Raw genomic sequence first — 26,609 nt, 5'->3', positions numbered from 1 at the left:
GGTTTATTGTAAAGTTCTCGGTATATATACACCCTTTATTGTCAGTAACTCTAAAAGTATAGGTGTCTGGAGCAAGATTGTCAAAATTTGCTGCAGAACCAGAAATGGAAGTAGCTGTAATGTTTGATGGTGCAATAATATCAAAAACAAAAGGAGTATTACCGTTTACTACAGATACTGTTACATTAGATGTTTGTGCTGGGCAATTAGGAGCTGTTGCAGTAAAAGTTAAATCATTAGGTTCATTTAGAGGATCTAATGTTATTGGGTCTGTTGGAAATAAACAACCATTAGCATCTCTTACTGTTATAGTATAAGTTCCTTCAGTTAAATTTTCAAATCTATGTGCGTTAGGGGTTGTATCTGGAATAAAAGTAACTCCATTTATACTATACGCATAAGGAGCGGTACCACCAGTTACATTTTGAGCTTCTATGATTCCGTCTTGTGTACAAGTATAATCATTAATAAGTGATGAATCTGCACTTAAAGCAGTACTAGGAGTAGAAATAGAATAATATTCAAAGTAATCACAAGAAGAACTTCCTTTTCTTTGGTTAATTGCTATAGCATAATCACCAGCTGTTAAATCTGGAAAATAACCCGAGGTATTTGTATCTAAAGCAGTTGCTAGGTTATAGTTGTCTTCATCAAAACCTACAGCATTAAATAAATAATATGTAAGTTGATAACCGTTGGCACTTAGCAGATTAAATTGAATAGATCCCGTAGTATCGCCAAAACACAATACATCTGTAATAGATATTGGGTCAAATTCTGCTGCAGGTTGAAATTCAATACTTACGGTATTTGATATTGCATGACAACTATTTCTGTCTACTACTACAAATGTGTAGTCTCCTGGTTCTAGAATATCGAAAATTACACTGGTCTGATATTCTGAAGGAGGTATATCATTAATAGTTGGGTATGATGTTATAGTTGTGCCTGTTTCATCAACATATTCCCAAATGGCATAGGTATGTGGTGTTTGCCCACCGTCTGAATCCATTTGAATATTGCCTTCTTTACAACTAATATGTTGCGATACTAGGGCCGTTAAGTCTAAATCATTTTCATCTATAATAGTAATTTGTTCATTATAAGAACAACCATCTTCTGTTGTTACGTAGGCTATATAATTGCCTGCATTTAAACCTGTGAAAGTAAAATTATTATCATCTTCAGCAGCCGTACTAGTGTCAACAATACTTCCTAGTCCTCCATTGGAGCCATCATTTAATCTGATTTCATAGTAATATTTTGCATCTGCATTAGTCACCTGTATTGTAGCTGTGCCTAAAGTAGTGCAGTTTGCAGGAGTAACATTTACATTATACTGTACATCTCTTTCTACAATACCAATTACTGGAGTTTCAAAAATACAACCATCTACAATTGGAGTTCCAGTGCTGTCTAGTTGTGTTACTTGTACTCTATATGCTCCATTTTCTCCTGTTCCAAAATCAAAATTAGGGCCGTTATTTGCACTAAAAGGGATTATAACATTACCAGTAGCATCATCTACCAATTGGTAACCATAACCAGCTCCTAATGGATTCATATTAATATATCCATCTGTAGAACAAATTATATCTTTTTTTGTAAATGATATAGGTAGAGTGTTTAGAAAAACATTAAAATAGAAACGACTTGTACATCCGTTTTGGTAGGTTACAGACAATCTATATTTACCAGCATCATTAACAAGGTAGTTATTACCTGTACTTACTTCATTCCAGTCGCATGTTAAATTTTTATTTGCGCAATCATCGCCAGGGTCATCCCCTTGACAACTACCCTCAACTAACCTTTCCCATACTATGTTTTGCGTATCTAATATGTTAATTTGAAGTAGTCTGGTATCATTAATTCCACATAAAAATAGTTTAGGCAATTCATCATTATCTATACTACATTGAACAATTTCACCTGCTAAATCATTTGCAGGGTCAATATCGCTATTTACATCATTAAAATATTCAATTATTGGGTTTGTAATACTCCCTGTTCCATAAGGTTCTACATGGATTATTTCTTTAAAACCTTTACACGGATCTAGATCTTCTTTATCTACAATATAAGTACCTACTTCAGTAACAATTATTGTACTTGGGTCGTTGTCTGGATCGCCATCGGTTATTATGGTATCCGTTTGGTCAAAAATGCCATTATTATTATCATCTCTTCTCCATTCGTATCCTCCAAAACCATCTCCTGCATCTAATATTGCTTCATTACCACATAGTTCAACCGTTCTTTCAAAACTACAGTCAGAAAGATCATCTAATAAAAAGTTCGTTGCTCCAGGAATTATAAATCCACAAGCGTTAAAATCTGTAACACTAGGATCATCGGTAATTACTGCTGAATTTTCTATTCCTCTATAAGTAGAATAGGCTATATTTTCTATTAAATCGGAACAAGCATTAACAAAATCAAAACAATTCTCTGCTACTTGTACACGCATTCGAATGGAATAAGGAGTAAGCCCTTGTTCTACTAAATTATTAGGTATGGTAAAAGTAACGGTTCGTGTTGCTGGATCATAAACATAAGTTACGCCTGTTGGTAAAACCATGTCTGCAGCTGTAAAGTCTGTTCCATTTGGCGGAGCAACATTTACAGGAAGAACATCTCTAATAGTATAACTATCCGCATCATCATTACCAATGTTTTGAAAAGATAATACATAGTCTAGAGTCTGTCCAAGATTTACCCCTTGCCCTGTAATATCTACACCGCCAGGGGTATTTACTCTTTTTTCTAATACAATATTGGGTTCTATAATTTCTACATCAAAGGAAACGAAGAAAACATCATACTTGTCTTGATCGGAGTTAAGGCGTAAGACGGCATTAGTAGCATCGTTAGGAATTACATTGTTGTTAGGGACATTGGTAACAGGGAATAAATCTACATCCCAACCCAAAGTGTTTGTACTGTTAGGATTACGTGTTGTTACTATGTTTGGGTCAATGGAAATACTGGAGTTAAAAAAGTTATCTACAGGGTTTACGGTACTGTTTAATGGAGTGAAAGCGATAGGGTCATAAGGAATGGTTGCATTAATAGCTAAACCATCTCCCGAATTGCCATTAACACCACCAAATGCATTATCTCCTTCTAGAGCCGCTACACCTATATTAGCACGTACATTAAAAGGAGCTGGTAATGTAGTAAAACCACTTATTGGAATTTCAACATCTGGAGCAGCTGATGCAATCCCGGCATAACCATCAAAAGTGGTAATGTATTTACTACCAGGTAAGTTGGGGTTTTCATAAACTATTACCATGGACCAACCACCTGAAATTCCACCTGAAATTCCACCACCATTACTAGCAAGTACATTGGCAACGGTATATTCTCCATCTGGATTTGCAAGACCTGTAATTATAGAGGTTACATCTTTATAACAAGTATATGGGCTATAATATCCAAAATCTGTATCGCCATTACCATCAAAAAGGATTTCGTCTGCAGTTAAATCTTGGTATGTACCATTTGGAGTTCTAAATTTTATATTGTCTATATTGCTCCTGTCCGAGTTTACATAAACGGCACCCCAATACAGACCAGCATATCTTACTAAGGCGCAACCTTCATCTGGAACATCTAATGTGGCACTACTAGAACTAAAGGTGTCATCATTACCATCACCATCGCTATCAACAATTCCATCAACATCAATATATTGCATATTGTGACTGTCATTTGATGTTGAAGTACTTCCCGTATCATTATATGGGTCGTTAGGAGATACTGGTGGCACCCAAGTAGCTTGTGGATTCCATCTTCTATTTCTTCCTCTTCCTTCCCATGCTCCTATCCAATACCCATCTACTTGTCGGTTAACAATGTTGTTGGCTATGAAAGTTAGCTCACCACGAATATCTGCTGAATATCGAACATCAAAGTCGTTTTTTATTTGCGAGTATCCTGTGAATCCTATAAAAAGGAATAGTATAAAAAATAGTAGGTTTGGTTTCTTAAAAGTAATGGCTTTCATTTGGTCGCTTCTTAGTTTCAGTAGAGTCCCAAATTTCAGATGCGTCTTTCAACTGAGATTGGGGAATCTTCTAATAACAAATATTAACTTTATAAGCGAGCTGTAGAATTTATTGTTGTAACATGGTATATTATTGTTGTGAAAGCATATTTTACTAGTGTTACTAAACGATAAAACCCTCTATTTACAGAGGGTTTTATCGTTTTAATATTTTATAAATTTTTCTAAAAATCAAGAAAAATAGTACAACAATGTTTTTTTAAATACAGTTTTTCTCTTCATTTTCTTTTTTAGTTTATGCCATTTCTTCTTCTCTTGTAACTCTCATAATCCACATTTTATCATCATAAGAATCGTTTATTTTGGAGTAGTAAGATATAAGTGCATTATTCCAAGATTCATGTCTTTTTAAATATACATAACGGTAGTTGTTTTCTGGATTAATAAAATAACTGGCATTTAAGCCATAAGAGTTTAACAGTTTTACAAATCGGTTAGCATTATTAGGATTAGCAAATACATTTGCAATTATATAGTATCCAGAATTTGCTCCATCAATTTTATATGTTTTTGTTGTTGGTTCTGTAGCAGCAATATTGTCTTTTACAATAACATTGGATTGTAAATTATCTGTATTGTATTTAGAAGATTTCTCTTTTAGTTTATCTACATTACTAGCATAAGCTTCATTAGTGTATTTATTATCTACATTCATAATCCAAAGGGAGCCCTCGTAGCTGCCATTCATATTACTTTTATAGGCTTCAGCTGCTTCTTCCCAAGTATCATAACGTTCTAGGTACACATACTTAAGCCCATTATTTTGATTGTCTATATAGTCTGCAGCAATACCTTTATCCTCTAGTTTATTTATAAATTTGTCTAAATATTGGCCGCCTTTATATACATTAGCCACCACATAATAACCATCTTGAACGCCATCTAAGTTTTTAAACTTTCTACTTTTTATAGGTTCTTGAGTTGGTGTTGTAGAAGCATAATCTGTACGTTGTGTATTGTCTTGTGCGCTTGTAGGTTTTGGTGTAACCTTTGGTGCAGTATAGGTTGTGTTATTTTCTTTTCTTTTAGTAGTATTGTCTATTTGAGCTACAGCAGGTTTATCTCTTCCTGTGTAGAATAAGTTTTCTGCTCTTTTCTCCACATCTGGTCTTTGACCATTGGTTTCGCTACGAACCATTTTCATTACCAAATTAAATCTACGTTCTAAATCTTGTTGTCTATTGGCTTCTAAAGAATCTTGTTTAAACATTAATTCGGCAAGTACTTCATCATTTTCCGCTAACTTTTTCTTTAAAGCTTCTAGTTCATCATTAGTTGCTAAATCTTCTGCTTTTATAGTGGAATTATCTGCTAATTCGTCTTCAAAGTCATCCTCTAGCATTACACGATCTTCTGTAAGGTTTGGTGTAAAGGAATAAGCAAAGGAAATTTCATGAGTAACACCTAAATTATCAATATCTGTACTTAAACCTTTTTCCATAGTATATCCTAAAGAAAGTCTTCTATTAAGGTTAAAACCTATACCGGCAGATGCTCCGTAAAAACTATCATAGCCACCTTGGATCCAGCCTAATTTAGGAAGATCTAATAATAAACTACCTCCTAATTTAACATCTTCTTCTCCTTCCATTTTTACTCTTGCCAAAGGCATTAATCTAGCATTTTCCATTACACCGGAAGAGTTTTTAAACTGATGGGTATATTGTAAATGGGCAGAATATGTTTTATCCTTAAATTCTGTTAGTGTTTCACTAGTTTTTAAGTTGTAATCGAATAGGTTTTCAGCGAATGCACCAACATCAAAATTACCATAAGAAAGGTTGAATCCTGGTTGAAAGGATAGTATATTTTGATCTTGTGCCCCATTTAGTCTTGGGTCATTTATATCTACTTGCGATGTTCTATTTAAGTTTATTCCACTACTGTAATACGCTAAGTTGGCACCAAAAGTAAAATTGCTTTTATCACTTAGTTTAATACCGTAAGCGTAATTGGCCAAAACACCAATATTATCGGTAATACCTGCTCTTTGTGTGTACAGACTTAGTCCCAATCCACTGCGGTCGCCCATTCTACCACTATAACTTAAAAAGTAAGTTTGGTTGTTATTTTCAAAACTTGCGGATTGGTTTCTATGCAAGAGATTTATATAAGATTTATCTTCTCTAACCGTCGAGAATGTGGGGTTTATTAAAAAACGGTTGTATTTTAAAAGGTTTTGCGAGGCTACTTCATATGGCAAAGTAGGATTGTCTTCTTGAGCATTTACCGCAGTAAAAGCTAAGAAAGCAAATAGTAATAGGCTGGTTAATTTTTTTAGTTTCATCTTATTAACGGATAACTGTAATTGTACCTTGTTTAAGAGTTTCGTTGGCATTTTTTATAACATAATAAAATACCATATTTTGTTTGGCAAATGTTGTGGTAGATTGTGGCCAGTTATTCTGGTAACCCATAACATTCAATAATTCTATTCCTTTATCGGTATATATAACGACATTTATATCGGACTTATTAGAGTAAGTGTTTGGAATTACCCATTGGTCATTTGCACCATCTCCGTTTGGAGTTATAACATTTGGCACATTAAATAGATCTTGGTATACTACAGTAACTGGCTTGCTAATTTCGCAATTGTCAATATTAGCAATAAGAAGATAATTTCCTTCTTCTGTAAAAGTATAGGAGTTTGTTGTTCCCATTTCAATATTATTACTATCTAACCAACGATATGCTGTACCTCCATTTGCTGTAACGGTTTTAGAACTTCCTTCTGGAAAGATAACCTCACCATCTACATCTAAGGTTATTAAGCTCGAATCTAATGGAGATATAACTATGTCATTAGAGTTTAAAGAGCATCCATTTTTGTCTAGTACCAGTCGGTATGTTCCTGCTGTTGTGACTGTTATAGTTGGGTCTGTGGTATTGATAGATGTCCCGTCTAATTCCCATGAAAATGTTTCGGATGATAGATCTTTGGTGGTAGAAATAGTAATAATATCACTAGAACTACAATAAACAGTACTGGTGCTATTTATAGTTACGGTTTCACTTGTTAGTAACTGAACTGTTAAATTTTCCGATGTATCATTGTAAGTATTAAGGATGCCTTGCACAGTATATGTTCCGTTTTCAGGAGTATCTGTTAAGCTAATAGATTTACTAGTTGCTCCACTAACATTGACACCATCTTTTCTCCACTGGTAATTAAAAGAGTCTATTAAGGATGTTGTTACATCTGTTTTTGTTCCATCACTTTCTATTGCATTTATAGTTTGCACTTCTAAAATAATAGAAGTACTAACACATGCTGTATAGGTTGATGCATAATCTGCGATAATTTCAAAAGAACTAGGTACTACAGCAATAGTATTATCTGAACTTCTTGTAGTTCCCGGGCAAGTACCACCGCCTTGTGTTACCTCTGCATAATAGGTACCATCTTCGGTTATGTCTAAAGTACTATTGGTTGCACCACTTATAGGGGTATTATTTCTATACCATTGGTAGGTTGGTGAAATAGCGTTTGTTGTTATACTTAATGTTTCTGGTTGTGCCGGCAGAATTACTAAATTGGCTGCATTGTTTCTGGCAGCTGTAAAGTTGTCTGCATTAGTAATGGTAAGATTAGTAGATTTTTCAGTACATATTCCTGCTCCAGAAATTTCTACCTGGTAGTCCCCTTCGAAGCCTGTAACAGATGCATCTACTGTATAGGTGCTTGCGATAGCTCCGGAAATGGCAATATCATTTTTATACCATTGGTAAGACCAGCTTGGGTCTGTTAAATTTATGGATAACGTTTCTGTATCTCCATTACATAATGCTGTATTAGTAGGGCTATTAATAGCAATACCAGAACCTGTTGCTCCTATAGTAACATCTACCCAGTTAGAATCTGTATTACCATTACCCGTACAGATTGAACCATAATCTATAAATGCATAATATACTCCAGTTTGGGTTACATTAATAGTATGCCCTTTTTCTGAAGTTAATTCTGTTCCACTTCTGTACCATATATATTGGTAGGTTTCTGGGTTCGGAATATTATCTACTTGTAATGTTATTGCAGTGGCACTACAAATGCTACCTGGTGGAACACCATCTCCTAACTCACTAACATTAAGATTAGATGTTATATCCATATAGTACATATTATATGCTGCAGATTCTGGGCCTATTTTTGCCGGGTCTGTACTACGAACACGCATTTTATATCCATTACCTCTTGTCGTTGTTGGGATAGCAAAGAATGTATCAAAATTGTTATTACTATTTTGATCTGTTATTTTCTTCAATTCCGTTGCTGAACTAAAATCTCCATTAGCATCGGATAGTTCTAAAATAAACTCATTTCCAGAATTTGCTGTTCCAGACCAAGTGATGTTAACAAAATATTCATTAAACCCGCCATTCGCGCCTGCACATATTACACTCCATGTAGAAGTGCCGCCTAAATTGGGATTGTCAATGGGAGTTGGAGCATTTATTATTATTGCTTGAGCGCTAAGCGTAAATGAACTTAAAAAAAGAAAGAACATTAAAAGCAAAGCGTTACTGTATAGTAATTTTCGTTTCATAAGTAGGGGTAGTTTTGGGTTACTACTGTTTTCTTTAATTTGGGTGTTCTGTCACGTTTAGTGTCTCAGAATTATAGTCTATTTTACCGTTCATCGGTAATGCAATACTATACAACAACAAATATGGTTTTTAATTATGGGTATATAAATTTAATGTTGTATGGCTATATAAAACTGTTGTGAAACGCTTTTATTGTAAGGTGAGTGTATTTTAAGTACCAGTATTACTGCATTTTTGCTACTTTTGCTGGGCAAATAACTCTGGATTAATCCAGATGTAATTATTATGAACAAATCGTATGTATTTCAATCTAAGCATTGGGATATTAAACCCGCTAGAGGGAATAAAATAGCAGAGGATGAGTGAGACTTCAAAGTCATTGAATTTTATTGAGCACATTGTAGAGGAAGATTTAAGAAATAGCTTTCCTAAAGAGAATTTACGTTTCCGTTTTCCACCTGAACCTAATGGGTATTTGCATATTGGGCATGCCAGTTCTATATACTTAAATTTTGGTCTTGGATTACGCTATAATGCGCCGGTTAATTTGCGTTTTGACGATACGAACCCAGCAAAGGAAGAACAAGAGTTTGTAGACGCTATTAAAAGAGACGTAGAATGGTTGGGTTATACCTGGGATACCGAACGGTATGCGTCGGATTACTTCCAGCAGCTTTATGATTGGGCGCTTATTTTGATAAAAGAAGGAAAGGCTTATGTAGATGATCAATCTTCCGAAGAAATGGCGACTCAAAAAGGCACTCCAACCCAAGCAGGAACTAATAGTCCCAATAGAAATCGTTCTGTGAAAGAGAATTTGGCTCTTTTTAATCAAATGAAAGAAGGAAAATTTGAGGAAGGAACTCACGTTTTACGAGCAAAAATAGACATGACTTCTTCTAATATGTTAATGCGTGATCCTATTATGTATCGTGTGTTGCACAAGGCGCATCATAGAACAAATACCGATTGGTGTATTTATCCCATGTATGACTGGACACACGGTGAGAGCGATTATATAGAACAAGTATCGCATTCTTTTTGTACCCTAGAATTTGCTATGCATCGCGAGTTATACGATTGGTTTTTGGACCAGGTTTATGATGAAAACAAGGTAAGGCCTAGGCAACGAGAATTTGCACGTAGAAATTTAAGCCATACCGTAGTTAGTAAAAGAAAACTGGCAAAGCTAGTGGAAACTGGAGTTGTTTCTTCTTGGGATGACCCTAGAATGCCTACCATTTCTGGTTTAAGAAGAAGAGGGTATACACCAGAATCTATATATAATTTTACGGATACCATTGGTATTGCTAAAAGAGACAATTTAATAGATGTTTCTTTATTAGAATTTCAGATAAGAAATCATTTAAATAAAGTTGCACCTAGGGTTATGGGTGTATTAGATCCGTTAAAAGTTGTCCTAACTAACTATCCGGAAGGAGAAGAAGAATGGTTAGATGCTGAAAATAATCCTGAAGATGATAATGCTGGCTCCAGAAAAGTACCTTTTTCAAGAGAGTTGTATATAGAAAAAGAAGATTTTAGGGAGGAAGCTAATAAGAAATTCTTTAGATTAAAACTAGGGAAAGAAGTTCGGCTTAAGAATGGGTATATTATTAAGGCTGAGTCCTGTACGAAAGATACCGATGGGAATATTATTGAAGTACAATGTACATATGATCCAAAAAGTAAGAGTGGTAGCGGCACTGAAGAAAGCCTAAGAAAAGTAAAGGGAACGTTACATTGGGTTTCTATAAAACATGCGGTAGAAGCCGAAATTCGTTTATACGATCGTTTGTTTACGGATGAAAGTCCAGATACGCATAAAGAGAAAGATTTTATGGATTTTGTAAACCCGGATTCCTTACAAGTAATTAAAGGATATTTAGAGCCTCATCTTAAGGAAGCTAAAATTGGAGACAGAGTACAATTTCAGCGTTTAGGTTATTTTTGTGTAGATCCAGATTCTACCACCGAAAAATTAGTTTTTAACAAAACAGTTGGTTTAAGAGATTCTTGGGCCAAAATTGCGGAGAAATAGAAGTATAAATTTTAACAATAGAATAAAAAATAATAATTGGTATTTTTTATTCTATTGACTTTTTTTAATGCGTTTTGAGCACTTTTTTTAGAAAAACAATGTAAAGCCTTGAGTTGTCTGTTAACAATGCTTTAAATGTCCGTTATTTTCTTTTTTTACTTCCTCTAGAGTTTTTTTAAGACGTAACACTAAAATTTCTATTTCTTTTAAAGTATAAGATGCAAAACCAAAACGCATTCCGTTATGACCAGAATTTGTGGGATCATAATTTTTCCAGTCTGTAATTCTCAAATTGTGTTTTTCAGAAATTTCCGCAATTTGTTTCCATTTGTATTTTTTATGTAATACGACCCAAATTGCCATCCCTCCTTTTGGAATTTCAAATTCTAAAAATTCGCTTAATTCTTCTTTTATGAGTTTACAAAATAAATCTCTTCGTTCTTTGTAAATTTTCAACACTTTATTGGTATGTCTTTGTAAATCTCCATTTGCTATAAATTTAGAAAAGGTCATTTCTAAAAGAGCATCCCCTTGCCTATCTATATATTTTCTTCTAGTAGCTGCTTCATTAATAACATCTTTGGTGGCAATCATATAACCGACTCTAAAAACAGGGGCAACACTTTTGCAAATGGAGCCTAAATAAATTACATTTCCGTTAGTATCATGGCTAGCTAATGGTAGTATTGGGGAATGGCTATAATGAAAATCATAATCATAATCATCTTCTAAAATTGCAAAGTTGTATTTCTTAGCTAGTTGTAAAATAGCAATTCTGCGTTCTGCAGATAGTGTTACGGTTGTCGGGTGATGATGGTGCGATGTTATATAAATGGCTTTTATTTTGGTAGTTGCACATAGTTTTTCCAAGTCATTAATGCACAAACCGTTGGTATCTACTTTTATTCGTTTTATTTCTGCTCCTTGGTGAAGAAAAGTTCTATCGGCTGAAATATAATTGGTTTCACCAGTAACGATGATATCTTTTTGTTTTATAATTAATTGGGAAGATAAGTAGATTCCCATTTGACTTCCACGGGTAATTAAAATGTTTTCTTCGGTAATTTTTAAACCTCTGGTTTGGTTTAAGTAAATAGCCAATACTCTTCTTAAATCATTGTTGCCGTGTGTTGTACCGTAATTTATATACTGTATAGTATTTTTTTTGGATACTATATTTCTGTATATAATTGCAAGTTCTTTTAAAGGAGCTAGTCTGGTGTCAGGAACACCGTCATTAATATATATTAGCTCTTTTTTCTGGTTGTTTGTATGCGGAATTAGTTCTTTATTTTTATAAAATGTAAAGCCCGCTATTGTTTTTTTGTTGATTGCATTCTTGACTTTAAAATCCTTTTGTACAATTATGGGTACTTTAGAATTTACGAAGGTACCTTTTTTGGGTATTGTAGTAATCCATCCTTGTAATTGTAGTTCCTCGTAAGCCGCTATAACTGTTTTCCTATGAAGATTTAGAAGTTCGGCTAACTTTCTTGAACTAGGTAAAGGTGCATCCGATATTAGAGTGCCCTCTTTAATTAATTGCATAAGTTGATTGGCCAGTTGTAGATATAACGGTTTCTTTTTGTCTTTATAAAGTTTAACAATTGATTTATACGGAATCATCTGGACTACTCGATTTTTATATTCTGGATTACTTAAGTAGTCCATGAATGTACTAATTTTATTCCATATTTAAGATATAATACAATGGAAAAGGGAATAATAATAAAGCCAGCTACTTTGGAAGATGCTGTTTCTATTGCTCTTTTGGGTAGAATTACATTTACAGAAACTTTTGGAAATCTTTTTTCGGACAAACAGGATTTGCTAGAATATTTGGATAGAACCTTTGCGGTAGATAAAATAAAAAAAGGAATTGGAAAAAATAATAATGCCTTTTTTGTTGCATTTATAGAGGGGCTTCCTGTGGGATACGGGAAACTAAAATTAAATTCAGAAAATGAATTTCTAGAGGATACTAATATTTGTCAATTACAGAAAATATATGTCTTAAGCGATTTTCTTTCTCTAGGAATTGGAAAAAAATTACATAAAACGCTTATACTGGCGGCCTTAGAAAAAGGGTATGAAGCTATTTGGCTATCTGCTTTAGATAGTAACCAAAGGGCAATAGATTTTTATAAAAATTACGGATATCTAACTATGGGTAAGCATGGATATTCTATTGGAAAAAATGATTTTGAACTTTATGTAATGTATAAGCAGCTTAAATAATTTTGGTATGTTAGAAATAAGGCCAACGTGTGAAAATTGTAACAAGGCATTACTGCCTGATAGTATAGAAGCAATGATTTGCACTTATGAGTGTACTTTTTGTAGGGATTGTGTAGAACACATACTTTTTAATGTATGTCCAAATTGTGGTGGTGGTTTTGAAAAACGACCAATTAGGCCTAAGAAGGAATTAGAAAAGAATTCTCCTACTGTAGTCCAGGTTTTTAAACCAGTGGACCCAAAAAAGTTTAAAACAGTATTGGAAAAATTCAAAAAAATACAACCAGAAAATAGATAAGGATGAAAACATATAAAACTACAGATGTAAACAAGGTTAAAAGAGGGCCAAATAGAGCAACTTATGATGTTGCAACCATAAATACTATTATAGATGCAGGTTTTATTGCTCATGTTAGTTATATCTATGAAGGTAAAGCTATTAGTATTCCCATGGCATATACTAGAATAGAAGATAAAATATATATTCATGGTTCTTTAAAAAATAGAATGCTCACAGCTTTGTTAGAAGCAAAAGAAGCTAGTATGACTATTATGCATTTAGATGGTTTGGTATTGGCTCGTTCTGGTTTTCATCATTCTGTAAATTATAGATCTGCTACCTTATTTGGCACTGTAAGGAAGATTGAGGATACTCAAGAAAAAGATAAAATATTGGAAGCCATTGTACACCAAATGATTCCGGAGAGATGGGATAGTCTTAGACCTATGTCTGATAAAGAACGCAATGCTACCTTAGTAGTTGAAATGACTATTGAAACGGCTTCGGCAAAAATAAGAGATGTCGGTGTGACAGATGAAAAGGCTGATGAAAGTTTGCCTATATGGGCTGGTATTGTGCCTATAAAACAAATAGCCCTCCCTCCTATTTCGGACACTAAATTGGCAGATGATATTAGTGTTCCGGAACATGTGTTAGAATATTATGAACACAATAAAGCATAATTATATATCAGTTAGTTTGGTATAATGCTATATGCCATAAAAGTGATCGCAAAGAAATAAACGATTGTATGGAATGTAGAATTTTTTCGTCTTATATGAAGAAAGTTATTCAACATGAAAAAAATTGCGATACTATTTCTTCTTTTTTTTAGTAGCAACCTTTTTGCACAAGAAGATATTATTTCTGAATTAAAGTTTACAGGTTTAAAAAGAACAAAAGAATCTTTTTTAAAGCGGTTAATAAAAACAAAAGTTAATACGGTTTATGATTCTATATTAGTTTCCGAAGATGTGGAACGACTTAAGCGTCTTCCGGGAATTGCTAGTGCATCATACACTATTACACAGGATAATACTACTACGATATTAGAATATGCTATTGTAGAAAATTTTACTATTATTCCAGGTTTACGTATTGCTACAGCTAATGACGGTAGTTTTTCTTATCGTATTTCTGCTTTTGAATTTAATCTTTTTGGAAACAGTCAACTTTTAGGAGGTTTTTATGAAAAAAATATTTTTAATTCTTACGGAGCCTTTTGGGAGCATCCATTTTTGTTTAGTGATAAATTGGGAGTAGGGCTCAGCTACCAAGACCGTACAACCCAAGAACCCGTTTTCTTTACAGAAGGAGAAAAAGACTATCGTTTTAACTCTAAAAGTTTAGAAGCATCGTTATTATTTTCTTTTGATTTTAATAATGAAGCAGAGCTGGGGGCATCCCTTGTTAAAGAGTCTTATATTTTTGAAGGGGATAATGCAATACCAAATACACCACTTTCATTAAGTGCAGATAAATTAATATACAAAGCAGTATATAGGTATGTAGATTTAGATATTGATTATCAATATTTTGATGGATTTATAAGTGAATTTACGGGTCAATATGTTCAGTTTTCTGAAGGAGAAGCACCTAGTGAAGACTTTTTAGGCTCTTTTACATCTCTAAGAAATGATTTTATTTACTACAAAAAAGTAAAGACAAGAGGTAATTGGGCAAGTAGATTACGCCTAGCAGCAGCATTTGGTAATAATGATTCTCCTTTTGCCCCTTTTACTTTAGATAACCAATTAAATATTAGAGGAGTTGGTAATACTGTAGATCGTGGTACAGCTGCCATTGTATTAAATACAGAATACCGACATACATTTTATGAAAAAGGATGGTTTGTTGTACAAGGAAATGCTTTTGTTGATGTTGGTTCATGGCGTAATCCTGGGGAAAATTTCTCTCAGTTATTTGATGGAACTTCTACAAAGCTATATCCAGGTGTTGGTTTTCGTTTAACCCATAAAAAAATATTTAATGCAGTATTTAGGCTAGATTATGGTTTTGGTATAGGTAGTGCATCTACTAACGGTATTGTATTTGGAATAGGGCAGTACTTTTAAATCATAGTATCTTACAATACTTAAAAAGCCACTGAGAAATTTCTCAGTGGCTTTTTAATGCCTTTCGGGTTTGTCTACAGTTAATAAGATATCTTAAGAGTTATCTGAGGCCCCCTTCTTTTTATTTACAATTCCTTTCTTAGCATTTTGTTCTTTCATTGCCTCCCCAATTTGGTTAGATGCTGTGAAAGATGCAATCATATTATTTAGCATATCGCTACCAGCTTGTGGCGAGTTTGGTAATAATATTAAGTTAGAATTTGTTTCTTCTCCAATAGATTGTAAGGTATCATAATGTTGTGTTACTACAATAAGAGCAGACGCTTCTTGTGAGTTAATACCAACGTTATTTAACACATCTACAGACTCTTCTAAACCACGAGCAATTTCTCTACGTTGGTCTGCAATACCTTGCCCTTGTAAACGCTTACTTTCTGCTTCTGCTTTTGCTTTTTCTACAATAAGAATACGAGCAGCATCTCCTTCAAACTGAGCGGCAATTTTTTCTCTTTCAGATGCATTAATACGGTTCATTGCTTCTTTTACTTGCGCATCTGGATCAATATCGGTTACTAAGGTTTTAATAATTGTAAAACCATAATTAGTCATCGCATCTTGTAATTCCGCTTTTACGGCAATAGCAATATCATCTTTCTTTACAAAGACATCATCTAATTTCATTTTAGGAACTTCCGCACGTACCACATCAAAAACATAAGAAGTAATTTGATCGTGAGGATATTCTAACTTATAAAAAGCATCATATACTTTATCTTTATGTACAACGTATTGCACAGATACCTTTAGTTTGGTAAAAACATCATCAAGTGTCTTAGTTTCTACAATTACATCTAATTGCTGAATTTTTAAACTTACACGTCCGGCAATACGCTGTACAATTGGAATTTTAAATTGTAATCCAGATTGGCGAATGCTACTAAATTTACCGAAGCTTTCTATAATTACTGCGGTTTGTTGTTTTACTATAAATATCCCAGAAAAAAGAATTACTGCGACTAGTACTAAAATGGGTATTAATGTTAAATTCATGGTTGTGCGGTTTTAGGTTAAAAAATCAATTTACAAACTCTTTCACTAATTTGTAGGTAAAATACTCCTTTTGTTACACTTTTCTCTCTTAAAGAGTGTTAATTGCTTTTTTAATCCTTGCAATGGCTTCTTCTTTTCCTATCATTTCTAGTATGTCAAAAATATGTGGGCCCTTCATATCGCCAACAATAACAAGACGTAATGGAGGCATAACTTTACCAAAAGAAAGTTCTTTATCTGTAATCCACTTTTTTACAATAGTTTCTACGTTAGCAGAACTAAAATCTTCTATTGTACTTATTATAGAAAGTACTTCTTTCATAATATCTGGTGTGCCTTCTTTCCATTGCTTTTTTACAGCTTTTTCTGGATAGGAGGTAGGAGCAACAAAAAAGTAATCGCTTAAACCCCAAAAATCTTTTACAAAAACAGCACGTTCTTTAATTAAAGAAACTACTTTTTCTATCCATTCATCATTATATTCTTGTGAAGGAATCTGTTTTTCGGCAAGTATTATTTTGTATAACGAGGCCAGTTCTGCATCCTTCTTATTTTGTAAATATTGCTGATTGTACCACTTTGTTTTATCTGGATCAAAACGTGCTCCAGATTTGTTTACACGTTCTAAACTAAATTCTTTTACTAATTCTTCTAATCTAAATATTTCTTGCTCGGTTCCAGGATTCCATCCTAATAATGCTAAAAAGTTTACTACGGCTTCTGAAAAGTATCCTTCTTCTTTATATCCAGTAGATTCATTCCAAGATAAAGGAAATACAGGAAATCCTAATTTTTCCCCGTCACGTTTGCTTAGTTTTCCTTTACCAACAGGTTTCATAATAAGTGGTAAATGTGCAAAAGTAGGAGCAGACCAACCAAAAGCGTCATACAATTGTTGGTGTAATGCAAGAGAAGGCAACCATTCTTCCCCACGAATAACATGGCTAATTTCCATTAAATGGTCATCTACAATATTTGCTAAATGGTATGTTGGCATACCATCACTCTTATAAAGAACTTTATCATCTAACACATTGGTATCTATAGTGATTGTTCCACGAATAACATCTTGTAAAACTAGAGTTTCGTTTTCTGGTGTTTTAAATCGTATAACATAAGCATCCCCATTATCTAATTTTTCTTGGGTTTCTTCTTTAGTTAACGCAAGTGAATTATCTAACTTTAATCTATTATGCCAATTGTATATAAAGGTTTTCCCTTTTTCTTCGTGGTCTTTTCTATGCGCATTTAAACTATCGGCAGTATCAAAAGCATAATAAGCCATGTCTTTTTCTATAAGCTCATCGGCATATTTTTTGTACAAATGTTTACGTTCGCTTTGTCTGTAAGGACCAAAAGCACCTTCTTTTCCTGGGCCTTCATCAAAAGAAAGTCCGCACCAATTTAGCGCATCAACAATATAGTTTTCTGCACCTTCTACATAACGATTCTGATCTGTATCTTCTATTCTAAGAATAAAATCTCCACCATGTTTTTTGGCAAATAGGTAATTGAATAATGCGGTGCGTACGCCGCCAATGTGTAAGGGTCCTGTAGGACTAGGTGCAAAACGCACACGAACTTTGCTCTGAGACATTAACTTTTATTTTTAGGCCGTAAAGATAGGTTTAACACCCCTAAACCCCAAAGGGCTTTTTTTGTAACTTTGGATTAAAATAATAGCTATTGCAAAATTACCAATTAGTTCTTCATAAGATAAACCTCTTTATACGTAAGTATTATTCTAATATGCTTATTAAAGGGGCGTTGTTGTTTATAGCGTTTGCCCTTCTTTTTTGTATTGGTGTTTTGGGACTAGAATATTTTCTATGGCTAAATTCTACAGCTAGATTTTTATTGTTTTTTTTCTGTATTGCAATAGTGCTTTTTCTTTTTGTTCGTTATATATGTATTCCTTTGTTTTATCTTTTTAAGATTAAAAAAGGAATTAGTAACAAAGAGGCTTCTGTTTTAATTGGAAGGTATTTTCCAGAAGTGGGGGATACTCTTTATAATTTGCTAGATCTAGATGAAGACCAAAATAGGTCAGAATTACTTTTGGCGAGTATAGAACAAAGAAGTGCTAATTTAAAACCAATACATTTTGTTAATGCTGTTAATTTTAAAGATGCTTTTAAATACGCAAAATATATCGGTATTCCTTTTTTATTGATTTTGGTAATTGGAGCTTCCGGAAACTTGCAGTCGTATTTTAGTTCTTATAAAAGAGTGATAAATTATGATATAGCTTATGAAGCTCCTGCACCTTTTTCTTTTCATTTATTAGTGGATAATTTGGAGGTTTTAGAAAATAAGGATTTTACTATTTATGTAGAGGTAGTAGGGGAGTTTAAACCAGAAGAGGTTTATATGGTGGTTGAGGATAAAGAACTGCTATTACAAAAAGAAAGCGGACGGTATTATTATACGTTTAGTGCCCCATTAACTAGTTGCACGTTTTTTTTTAAGGGGAATGATGTTATGTCTAGGACCTATAATTTGTTGGCTCTAAAAACACCATCTATCGAAGATTTTAAAATGAATTTGGAGTATCCTTCTTATACTGGATTGTCATCTGAGGTTATTGAAGGTACGGGTAATGCTAAATTTCCTGAAGGAACAAAAGTTACTTGGAAGGTTAATGGAAAGAATACCGATAATATACATATAGTTACTAATGATACTATCGTGGAAATGACTTCTAAGGGATCTACACATAGTTACCAGAAAATTATTTATGACGAATATGATTATGTTTTAACTACATCTAATCAAAATATTAAAGAATTTGAAAAATTGTCTTATACTTTTCTCGTAGTTAAAGATGCTAATCCCTCTATCAATGTTCGGAAAGTCGTAGATAGTTTAAGGCCTAATATTGCATATTTTAATGGTAGTACTACGGATGATTATAGGGTAAAAAAGATTCAGTTATTTTGTTATGAAACGGATAATGAGGAAAAGAAGCAATCTAGAATCTTAGATTGGCCTAATTCAAATTATTATACTTTCTATTATACATTTCCATCTGGATTAAATGTAGAGAAAGGAAAGGCGTATAGTCTTTATTTTGAAGTCACGGATAATGATGGTATTCATGGTGGCAAAGTTACTAAGAGTGAAGTTTTTAGCCTTAATATTCTGAACGATAAGGGGTTGATAAACAGGGAGTTAAGTACTCAAAAAGCCATTTTGGGTAACTTTGATAAGTCTTTGGAAAAGGTAAAGGAGCAAAAGGAAAGTTTGAAAGAACTACAAAAGAACCAAAAGGAAAACAATAGTTTAGATTTTAATAAGAAAAACGAAGTCCGGGATTTTCTAAAACACCAGAAAGAACAAGAATCCTTGATGCAAAAATTTAGCAAGCAATTAAAGGATAATTTAAAGAAGAGAAATCCGGACAGTGGAAAGAATAAATTGTTACAAGAGCGGTTAGAAAGACAAGAGTTACTAGCAAAAAGGAATGAACAATTGTTAGAGGAATTGTCTAAAGTGGCGGATAAAATTAATAAGGAGGAATTATCAAAAAAGCTTGACGAATTAAGTAAGAAGCAAAAGAATAGTGAGCGTAATTTAGAACAACTTTTAGAGCTAACAAAGAGGTATTATGTAACCGAAAAGATAGATCAACTGGCTAATGAATTAAAAGAAATTTCGGAAAAACAAAAAGGACTTTCAGAAGACAAGAAGGAAGAGAATTCAATATCTAAGCAAGAAGAGTTGAATAGAGAATTTGTTGGAGTATCTAAGGAGTTAAAAGAGTTAAAATTGGATAATGAGGCTTTAAAAAAACCGTTGTCTTTGGATATTGATTCGTATAAACAACAAAGTATTAAAGATGATCAAAAGGAAGCAACTAAAGCTTTAAAGGAGAATGTTGAGGAAGGGCCTAGTAAGGATAGCGAAGCTAGAGAACGTAAAGCATCTAAAAAGCAGAAATCGGCGGCTCAAAGAATGAAGGAAATGAGTGAGTCTTTGGAGGATACGGCATCTTCTAGTGATGGAGGGTCTGGTATTGCTGAAGATGCAGAAATGTTACGACAGATCTTGGATAATTTGATTACTTTTTCTTTTAAACAAGAGGATTTATATGGGGCTATGAATTATGGTAGGGGTGCGGATACCCAGTTTGGAAATCAAATTAAGAAGCAACAGGAGTTGCGATTGTTATTTGAACATGTCGACGATAGTTTATTTGCATTATCTCTACGAAGAGAAGAACTGTCCGAATTTGTTAATGAGCAGATAACGGAGGTGTATTATAATATAGACAAAACTTTAATTAATGTTGCAGATGGTAGGTTGTATCAAGGTGCATCTAATCAAAAGTATGTTCTTACGGCTGCCAATAGTTTATCGGACTTCTTAGTTAATGTTCTGGATAATATGGAGCAAAGTATGAAAATGGGCAAGGGTGATGGAAATGGGCAACAGGGTTTTCAATTACCCGATATTATTAAGGCACAGGGTAGTCTTAAGGATAAAATGGATGGAAGCGGTAAACCAGGAAATGGAAATCCAGGTGGAAAATCTGGAGATGGGAACAAAGGAAATAATGGTGTTAAAGGAAAGGGAAAAGATGGAGGTGAATCGGCTCAAGGTATCAAAGGAAAGGCTGGAAAAGGAGCAAATGGTGCTAAAGGTATGGGAAAGGAAGGTGGTGAAAAAACGGGTAATAGCAATTCCGGACAGGGTTACGGATCTGGTCAAGGGCAGGGAATGAGTGCATCTGAATTAAAGGAGATTTACGAAATCTATCAATCCCAACAAACCATTAGAAACGCTTTGGAAAAGCAGCTTTCGGATATGTTGAATGCTAATGATAGAAAATTGGGAGAAAAAATTCTTCGCCAAATGGAAGATTTTGAAAATGATCTGTTAGAAAATGGAATTACCCAGCGCACTGCTAGCAAGGCTAATATTATAGAGTATGAATTATTGAAGTTGGAAAACGCAGCCCTTAAAAAGGGAAAGAAAGCAGAAAGGGAGAGTAATACTAGTACAGATAAGTTTGGTAACGCTATTATTACGAAACCCTCATTATTAGACAATTATCATAATGAAACCGAGATTTTAAACAGACAAAGCTTACCTTTGCGCCACAATTTTCAAAATCGGGTAAAATTATATTTTAAGAAGAATGATTAATTTCAATTATGAAATCGGTTTGGAGCCGTTCGAGGAGGCTATATATGAGGATTGGCTTCTAAGGATTTTGCAATCTGAAGGTTTTTTGTTAGGAAGTTTGGAGTATATTTTTTGTGGCGATGCCTATCTTTTGAAAATTAACCAGGACTATTTAAACCACGATACTTATACAGATATTATTACTTTCGATTATACGGAAGGGAGAATAGTAGGTGGAGATGTTTTTATATCTGTAGAACGTGTGAAGGAAAACGCTGACCAATATGAAGTAGATTTTATAAATGAATTGCAAAGGGTAATGGCCCATGGATTGTTACATTTATTGGGCTATAAGGATAAATCTAAGGTAGAGGCAGCATTAATGCGCGCTAAGGAAGAAGAAAAAATTAAAATGTTCCACGTGGAACAATAGGCTATGTTTGGAGAAGTATACGATGTAATTGTAGTAGGAGGTGGGCATGCTGGTGCGGAAGCAGCGGCAGCGGCAGCTAATATGGGTTCTAAAACTTTATTGGCAACCATGAATTTGGAAACCATTGGACAAATGTCTTGTAACCCAGCCATGGGCGGGATAGCTAAAGGGCAAATCGTTAGGGAAATTGATGCTCTTGGAGGGTATAGTGGTATAGTAACAGATATGTCTGCTATTCAGTTTAAAATGTTGAACAAGTCCAAGGGACCAGCGATGTGGAGTCCTCGCGCTCAAAGTGATCGTAAACGTTTTGCGGAGCAATGGAGATTGATGCTAGAAGGAACTAAGAATGTAGATTTTTATCAAGAAATGATATGTGGTCTGCTAATAGAAGGGAACAGGGTTGTTGGTGTAAAAACTTCTTTAGGAATAGAAATTAAATCGCGGTCTGTTGTTTTAACAAATGGAACATTTTTGAATGGACTAATTCATATTGGTGAGAAGCAGTTTGGAGGTGGAAGAGCTGGAGAAAAGGCCGCTACAGGTATTACGGAACAATTGGTTAGTTTGGGTTTTGAAAGTGGAAGAATGAAGACGGGAACCCCTCCTAGAGTGGATGGTAGATCTTTGGATTATTCTAGAATGATTGTGCAGCCTGGTGATGCAAAACCAGAGAAATTCTCTTATGCAGATACCAGTTTTTTAACTACTCAAAGGGATTGTCATATGACCCATACTTCAGAAATGGTTCATGACCTTCTTCGTGAGGGTTTTGATAGGTCGCCTATGTTTAATGGTAGAATTAAAAGTTTAGGACCGCGTTATTGCCCGTCTATAGAAGATAAGATTAATCGTTTTGCAGATAAGAATAGTCATCAAATTTTTGTGGAACCTGAAGGATGGGATACGGTGGAGGTGTATGTAAATGGTTTTTCTACATCGCTTCCAGAGGATATTCAATTTAAGGCTTTGCGAAGTGTGGTTGGATTTGAAGAAGTTAAATTCTTTAGGCCGGGTTATGCCATTGAATACGATTATTTTCCGCCTACGCAGTTGAAGCATACATTGGAAACAAAAAATATTGAAAATCTGTATTTTGCTGGGCAAATAAATGGAACTACAGGCTATGAAGAAGCAGCTTCACAAGGTTTAATGGCTGGCATAAATGCGCATTTAAAAATTAGTGAGCAGGAGGAATTCATCCTAAAGAGGGATGAGGCATATATTGGTGTATTGATAGATGATTTAATTACAAAGGGAACCGAAGAGCCATATCGTATGTTTACCTCTAGAGCTGAATATAGAACTTTGTTACGTCAAGATAATGCAGATTTGCGTTTAACGCCTAAGGGGTATGAACTAGGAATAGCTAAAAAAGAACGGTTGATGAAGATGGAGGAGAAGGAGCGTAAGTCTAGTCTGTTTGTGAACTTTTTCAAAGAAACTAGTGTTATTCCTGAGGATATTAACCCAATTTTGGATAGTGTCGATTCTGCTTTGGTTAAACAATCGGATAAAATGTATAAGGTTTTTTCAAGGCCAAAAGTAACTATGGAACATATGCTTCAGTTGAATAGGGTTTCTAGTTTTGTGGAAGAACATAATTTAAATAGAGAAGTATTAGAGCAAACCGAAGTGCAAGTTAAGTATGCCGGCTATATTGCTAAAGAAAAATTGAATGCTGATAAATTACAGCGTTTGGAGAATGTGAAGATTCCTTCGAACTTTGATTACTCTAAGCTTAAATCCTTGTCTTATGAGGCAAGAGAAAAGCTCACAGCAATCCAACCTGTAACCATTTCTCAAGCCTCTAGAATTAGTGGAATTAAACCCAGCGATATAAGTGTCTTATTAGTATTTATGGGTAGATAATGAGCTCTCTTTTTTATAAACAACAAAAGCCTTTAACAGTAAAAATTCTTGGATGTTTAATGTTGCTTTTTGCCGTATATCTTTGGGCAACTGATTCGGGACCGTTAAATCAAAAGGTTGTTTTAGGTATTCTTTCTATTGTGGTTTTAGGATATTCTATTACGTTCCAAATTGGAAAAGAGTTTACCAATTACAAGCATTTTCAGTTGTTTGGGCTCACCTTTTTTAAATCTAGATTATCTATCCATATCCGGATTATATGATTGTTTTTTCTGCTAAGTTTAAACAAGGAGCCGAATGGGGTTCTCTTGCTGCTATAGGTAAGGAACGGAGAGAGGATAGTTTTGTTATACGATTCTTTACGGGGAACAAACATTTTACTGTATATAGGACATCTTCATTGAAGAAAGCCAAGGAAAAGGCTTTGTAGTTATCTTGCTTTTTGGGCATAGGGATTAGAGGGAAAAACTAAAATGTTCCACGTGGAACATTTAGGGGGTTTAATTTTGGCTTAGTTTTTGATGTAGGAATTCCCTTAATCAATACCTTTAGAATGAATAAGTATATAAGCTTCTTCTTGAGCCTTCTGTTTTTGAGTTCCTGTATTCCTTTAAGAATAGCTCCTAGCATTTCCGATTATAATGTTACCAAAGGAAAAAAGTTCAAAAGAAGTTTGTCTAAAAGACAAATGTTTATTTTTGAAGACCCTAAAGAGGCCAACGAGTTTTACAATTACGTGAATACTAAATATCATTTAGAAAACGAAAATGTGTATGATGATGTTCCTTTTAAAATTAATGGAGAGCAATATTTCTTTTCTTTTTACGAAGTAGAAATTCCAGATAAAGCTATTAATTTTTTACCTTTTGTAACCAGCATATTATTTAATGCTGCAACTGGACATTTTGAGGATGCAGAAATTGCAGATCCAACAATGGCAAGAATTAATAATTGGTATTTGGCTATAGAAGTTTATAGTGATTTAGAAAAAGATTGTTTGAAGACTGATTCGCTTTCTAGAGAAGTCGTTTTAAAGTATCTTCGTGCATTGAAAAAAGAATATTTGTCTACCCATAATTATAATGAAGTCGTATTTAAAAACTAAAGATTTTTTAATCACCGGAGAAGAATTTCGGCTTGAGCTAGATTCCGATTTAGATATGTTGGTGACCCAACCCCAGCCAGAAAATTTAGCAGCATATTACCAGAGTGAAGATTATATATCGCATTCCGATGCTTCTAAAACAACGATGGATAAAATTTACCAAAGGGTTAAAAAATATAGTATTAAAAAAAAGATACAATTAATAAATTCATTTACTAACACTAATAAAACACTTTTGGATGTTGGTGCCGGTACAGGAGATTTTTTAATAGGGGCAAAAAACCAAGGTTGGAAAGTTTGTGGAATGGAACCTAGTACTACTGCAATAGAAAAGGCTTTAGAAAAAGGAGTAACTCTTTATCCGGATTTTACAGAATTGCAAAACAAAAAATTTGATGTTATTACCCTTTGGCACGTTTTAGAACATTTGCCAGATGTAGAGAGGCAAATTAAAAATCTGAAAAATCTTTTGAATGATAATGGAACTTTAATTGTAGCCGTACCAAACTATAAATCTTTTGATGCAAAATGGTATAAAGAAAATTGGGCTGCTTATGATGTACCAAGACACCTATGGCATTTTTCTAGGACTTCTATTTCTAAAATATTTGGCAGACATAATATGGAGGTTGTAAAAACCAAACCTATGTGGTTCGATTCTTTTTATGTATCTCTTCTGTCTGAGGAGCATATAAACAAAAGAAAAAATGTTTTTCGGGCTTTTGCTGTTGGTTTGTGGTCTAATTATCGTGCGCTTTTTAATAAAGAGTGCTCCTCTGTTATTTATGTCCTTAAAAACGTTTAATATTCGTTGTAAAGAGCCCTGCAAGGGTTTTGTTGATGCATCCTTATGTGCGGGTGTGTTTTTTTCAAAGCAACTTTAAACGGCTTTAAAAACGCTTATCAGCAATAGATGTTTATTATTAAAACATGTTTTAATAATAGTATTTGTTTATAGTGTTTGTTTTAAGGATTTTAGGAGCACAAACTGCGGAATTTAACAATTCTGTTTATAAAGGCATACAATTTAAAAAGCTTTGCTATTTTAGCGCAGCAGAAAATTAATTTCTGTAGTAAGGAAAAATTAAAGAGAACAAAATGAAAAAGATTTTATTAGTATTAGCTGTATTAGGAATGGCTTCTTGTCAACAAGAGAAGATTGGTTATGTAGATAATGTAAAGCTAATGGATGAATACCAAGAGAAAATAGATGTAGAAGCAAAATTTAAAACAAAAGTGGAAGCTTTAGCAAAAAAGAGAGATAGTATTTCTCAGGCTTTTCAATTAGAAGCACAAGCTTTTCAGTTAAAAGCTCAAAAAATGTCTCAGAAAGCTGCACAGGAAGAGTACGGTTTAATGCAACAAAAGGGACAAATGATGGGGCAACAATTACAACAAGAAGACCAGCAATTACAAGCTGCTGGGCAAGTAGAAATGGATAGTATTGTAAGCAAAGTAAAGAAAGAGATTATAGCTTATGGTAAAGCAAATGGTTACTCTTATATTTTAGGCGGTGGTGAAGGCGGTAGTGTACTATACGGTACAGATGCTAATAATTTAACTAGCCAAGTGGTTAAAATCTTAAACGATAATTATAAGAAGTAAGATTTTTATAAAAATAGTAAAGCTGCAACAGTAATGTTGCAGCTTTTTTTATGCACTAAATTTTGATTTTTTTAGTTAACTTAATAACTAGTTACTTGTTAGTTAAAACTATCTCATTCTTATTAATAGAGTTAAGATTCAATACTATTTTACTAGTAGAAGT

17 protein-coding genes and 1 pseudogene are annotated in these 26,609 nt (G+C 33.9%); 12 read left to right on the top strand and 6 right to left on the bottom strand.

Annotated elements, in window-relative coordinates:
- The 3 genes and pseudogenes from Q0856_RS12860 to Q0856_RS12850 all read right to left on the bottom strand — a co-directional run.
- Positions 1-4,012 (bottom strand): annotated as a pseudogene (locus tag Q0856_RS12860) (hypothetical protein); the annotation flags it as partial.
- A gap of 295 nt (positions 4,013-4,307) precedes the next feature.
- A complete protein-coding gene (locus Q0856_RS12855) occupies positions 4,308-6,359 on the bottom strand; it encodes a type IX secretion system membrane protein PorP/SprF (RefSeq protein ID WP_298505614.1) in 2,052 nt (683 codons plus the stop codon).
- A gap of 4 nt (positions 6,360-6,363) precedes the next feature.
- Positions 6,364-8,619, bottom strand: a complete 2,256-nt coding sequence (locus tag Q0856_RS12850) for a gliding motility-associated C-terminal domain-containing protein (RefSeq protein ID WP_298505611.1) — start codon at positions 8,617-8,619, stop codon at positions 6,364-6,366.
- A 359-nt stretch (positions 8,620-8,978) separates the two neighbouring features.
- On the opposite strand from Q0856_RS12850, the gene Q0856_RS12845 reads away from it, so the two are divergent.
- Positions 8,979-10,661 carry a glutamine--tRNA ligase/YqeY domain fusion protein gene (locus Q0856_RS12845; RefSeq protein WP_298505608.1) on the top strand — a complete coding sequence of 561 codons (1,683 nt, stop codon included), beginning with the start codon at positions 8,979-8,981 and terminating at the stop codon, positions 10,659-10,661.
- Between the two features lie 120 nt (positions 10,662-10,781).
- Here Q0856_RS12845 and Q0856_RS12840 read toward each other — a convergent pair whose 3' ends face one another.
- On the bottom strand, positions 10,782-12,332 hold the full coding sequence (locus Q0856_RS12840; protein ID WP_298505605.1) for a PLP-dependent aminotransferase family protein: 1,551 nt from the start codon (positions 12,330-12,332) through the stop codon (positions 10,782-10,784).
- 39 nt (positions 12,333-12,371) lie between these two features.
- On the opposite strand from Q0856_RS12840, the gene Q0856_RS12835 reads away from it, so the two are divergent.
- The 4 genes from Q0856_RS12835 to Q0856_RS12820 all read left to right on the top strand — a co-directional run bounded on the left by Q0856_RS12835 (position 12,372) and on the right by Q0856_RS12820 (position 15,254).
- Complete coding sequence (locus tag Q0856_RS12835) at positions 12,372-12,899, top strand: GNAT family N-acetyltransferase (RefSeq protein ID WP_298505601.1); 528 nt, start codon at positions 12,372-12,374, stop codon at positions 12,897-12,899.
- A 7-nt stretch (positions 12,900-12,906) separates the two neighbouring features.
- Positions 12,907-13,197, top strand: coding sequence for a DUF1272 domain-containing protein (locus Q0856_RS12830; RefSeq protein WP_298475097.1), 291 nt, complete (start codon positions 12,907-12,909; stop codon positions 13,195-13,197).
- A gap of 2 nt (positions 13,198-13,199) precedes the next feature.
- Positions 13,200-13,862: a pyridoxamine 5'-phosphate oxidase family protein gene (locus Q0856_RS12825; RefSeq protein WP_298505599.1), complete on the top strand. Its 663-nt coding sequence runs from the start codon at positions 13,200-13,202 to the stop codon at positions 13,860-13,862.
- A gap of 114 nt (positions 13,863-13,976) precedes the next feature.
- Entirely contained in the window at positions 13,977-15,254 is a 1,278-nt protein-coding gene (locus tag Q0856_RS12820; RefSeq protein ID WP_298505596.1) for a POTRA domain-containing protein, read from the top strand.
- A gap of 93 nt (positions 15,255-15,347) precedes the next feature.
- On the opposite strand, the gene Q0856_RS12815 is transcribed toward Q0856_RS12820, so the two are convergent.
- Positions 15,348-16,304 carry an SPFH domain-containing protein gene (locus Q0856_RS12815; RefSeq protein ID WP_298505594.1) on the bottom strand — a complete coding sequence of 319 codons (957 nt, stop codon included), beginning with the start codon at positions 16,302-16,304 and terminating at the stop codon, positions 15,348-15,350.
- 88 nt (positions 16,305-16,392) lie between these two features.
- Entirely contained in the window at positions 16,393-17,901 is a 1,509-nt protein-coding gene (gene gltX / locus Q0856_RS12810) for a glutamate--tRNA ligase (protein WP_298505591.1), read from the bottom strand.
- An 89-nt stretch (positions 17,902-17,990) separates the two neighbouring features.
- On the opposite strand from gltX, the gene Q0856_RS12805 reads away from it, so the two are divergent.
- From Q0856_RS12805 to Q0856_RS12775, 7 genes are all read left to right on the top strand, one after another.
- Positions 17,991-21,452, top strand: a complete 3,462-nt coding sequence (locus tag Q0856_RS12805; RefSeq protein WP_298505588.1) for a hypothetical protein — start codon at positions 17,991-17,993, stop codon at positions 21,450-21,452.
- On the top strand, positions 21,445-21,864 hold the full coding sequence (ybeY, locus tag Q0856_RS12800) for an rRNA maturation RNase YbeY (protein WP_298505585.1): 420 nt from the start codon (positions 21,445-21,447) through the stop codon (positions 21,862-21,864). Before Q0856_RS12805 ends, ybeY begins: the two co-directional genes overlap by 8 nt.
- Positions 21,865-21,867: 3 nt before the next feature.
- Entirely contained in the window at positions 21,868-23,736 is a 1,869-nt protein-coding gene (mnmG, locus tag Q0856_RS12795; RefSeq protein ID WP_298505583.1) for a tRNA uridine-5-carboxymethylaminomethyl(34) synthesis enzyme MnmG, read from the top strand.
- Between the two features lie 259 nt (positions 23,737-23,995).
- Positions 23,996-24,166 (top strand): hypothetical protein, encoded by a 171-nt coding sequence (locus Q0856_RS12790; protein WP_298505580.1) that lies wholly within the window; start codon positions 23,996-23,998, stop codon positions 24,164-24,166.
- A 123-nt stretch (positions 24,167-24,289) separates the two neighbouring features.
- Positions 24,290-24,841, top strand: a complete 552-nt coding sequence (locus Q0856_RS12785; protein WP_298475078.1) for a hypothetical protein — start codon at positions 24,290-24,292, stop codon at positions 24,839-24,841.
- Positions 24,819-25,646, top strand: coding sequence for a class I SAM-dependent methyltransferase (locus tag Q0856_RS12780; protein WP_298505577.1), 828 nt, complete (start codon positions 24,819-24,821; stop codon positions 25,644-25,646). Before Q0856_RS12785 ends, Q0856_RS12780 begins: the two co-directional genes overlap by 23 nt.
- A gap of 293 nt (positions 25,647-25,939) precedes the next feature.
- Positions 25,940-26,446 carry an OmpH family outer membrane protein gene (locus Q0856_RS12775; protein WP_298475074.1) on the top strand — a complete coding sequence of 169 codons (507 nt, stop codon included), beginning with the start codon at positions 25,940-25,942 and terminating at the stop codon, positions 26,444-26,446.
- The last annotated feature ends 163 nt before the right edge of the window (positions 26,447-26,609 follow it).

Source organism: uncultured Maribacter sp. (genome assembly GCF_947496775.1).
Classification (GTDB): Bacteria; Bacteroidota; Bacteroidia; order Flavobacteriales; family Flavobacteriaceae; genus Maribacter_B.
Note: the sequence above shows the minus strand (reverse complement) of the source record. Positions and strands in the feature narration are given on the sequence as shown.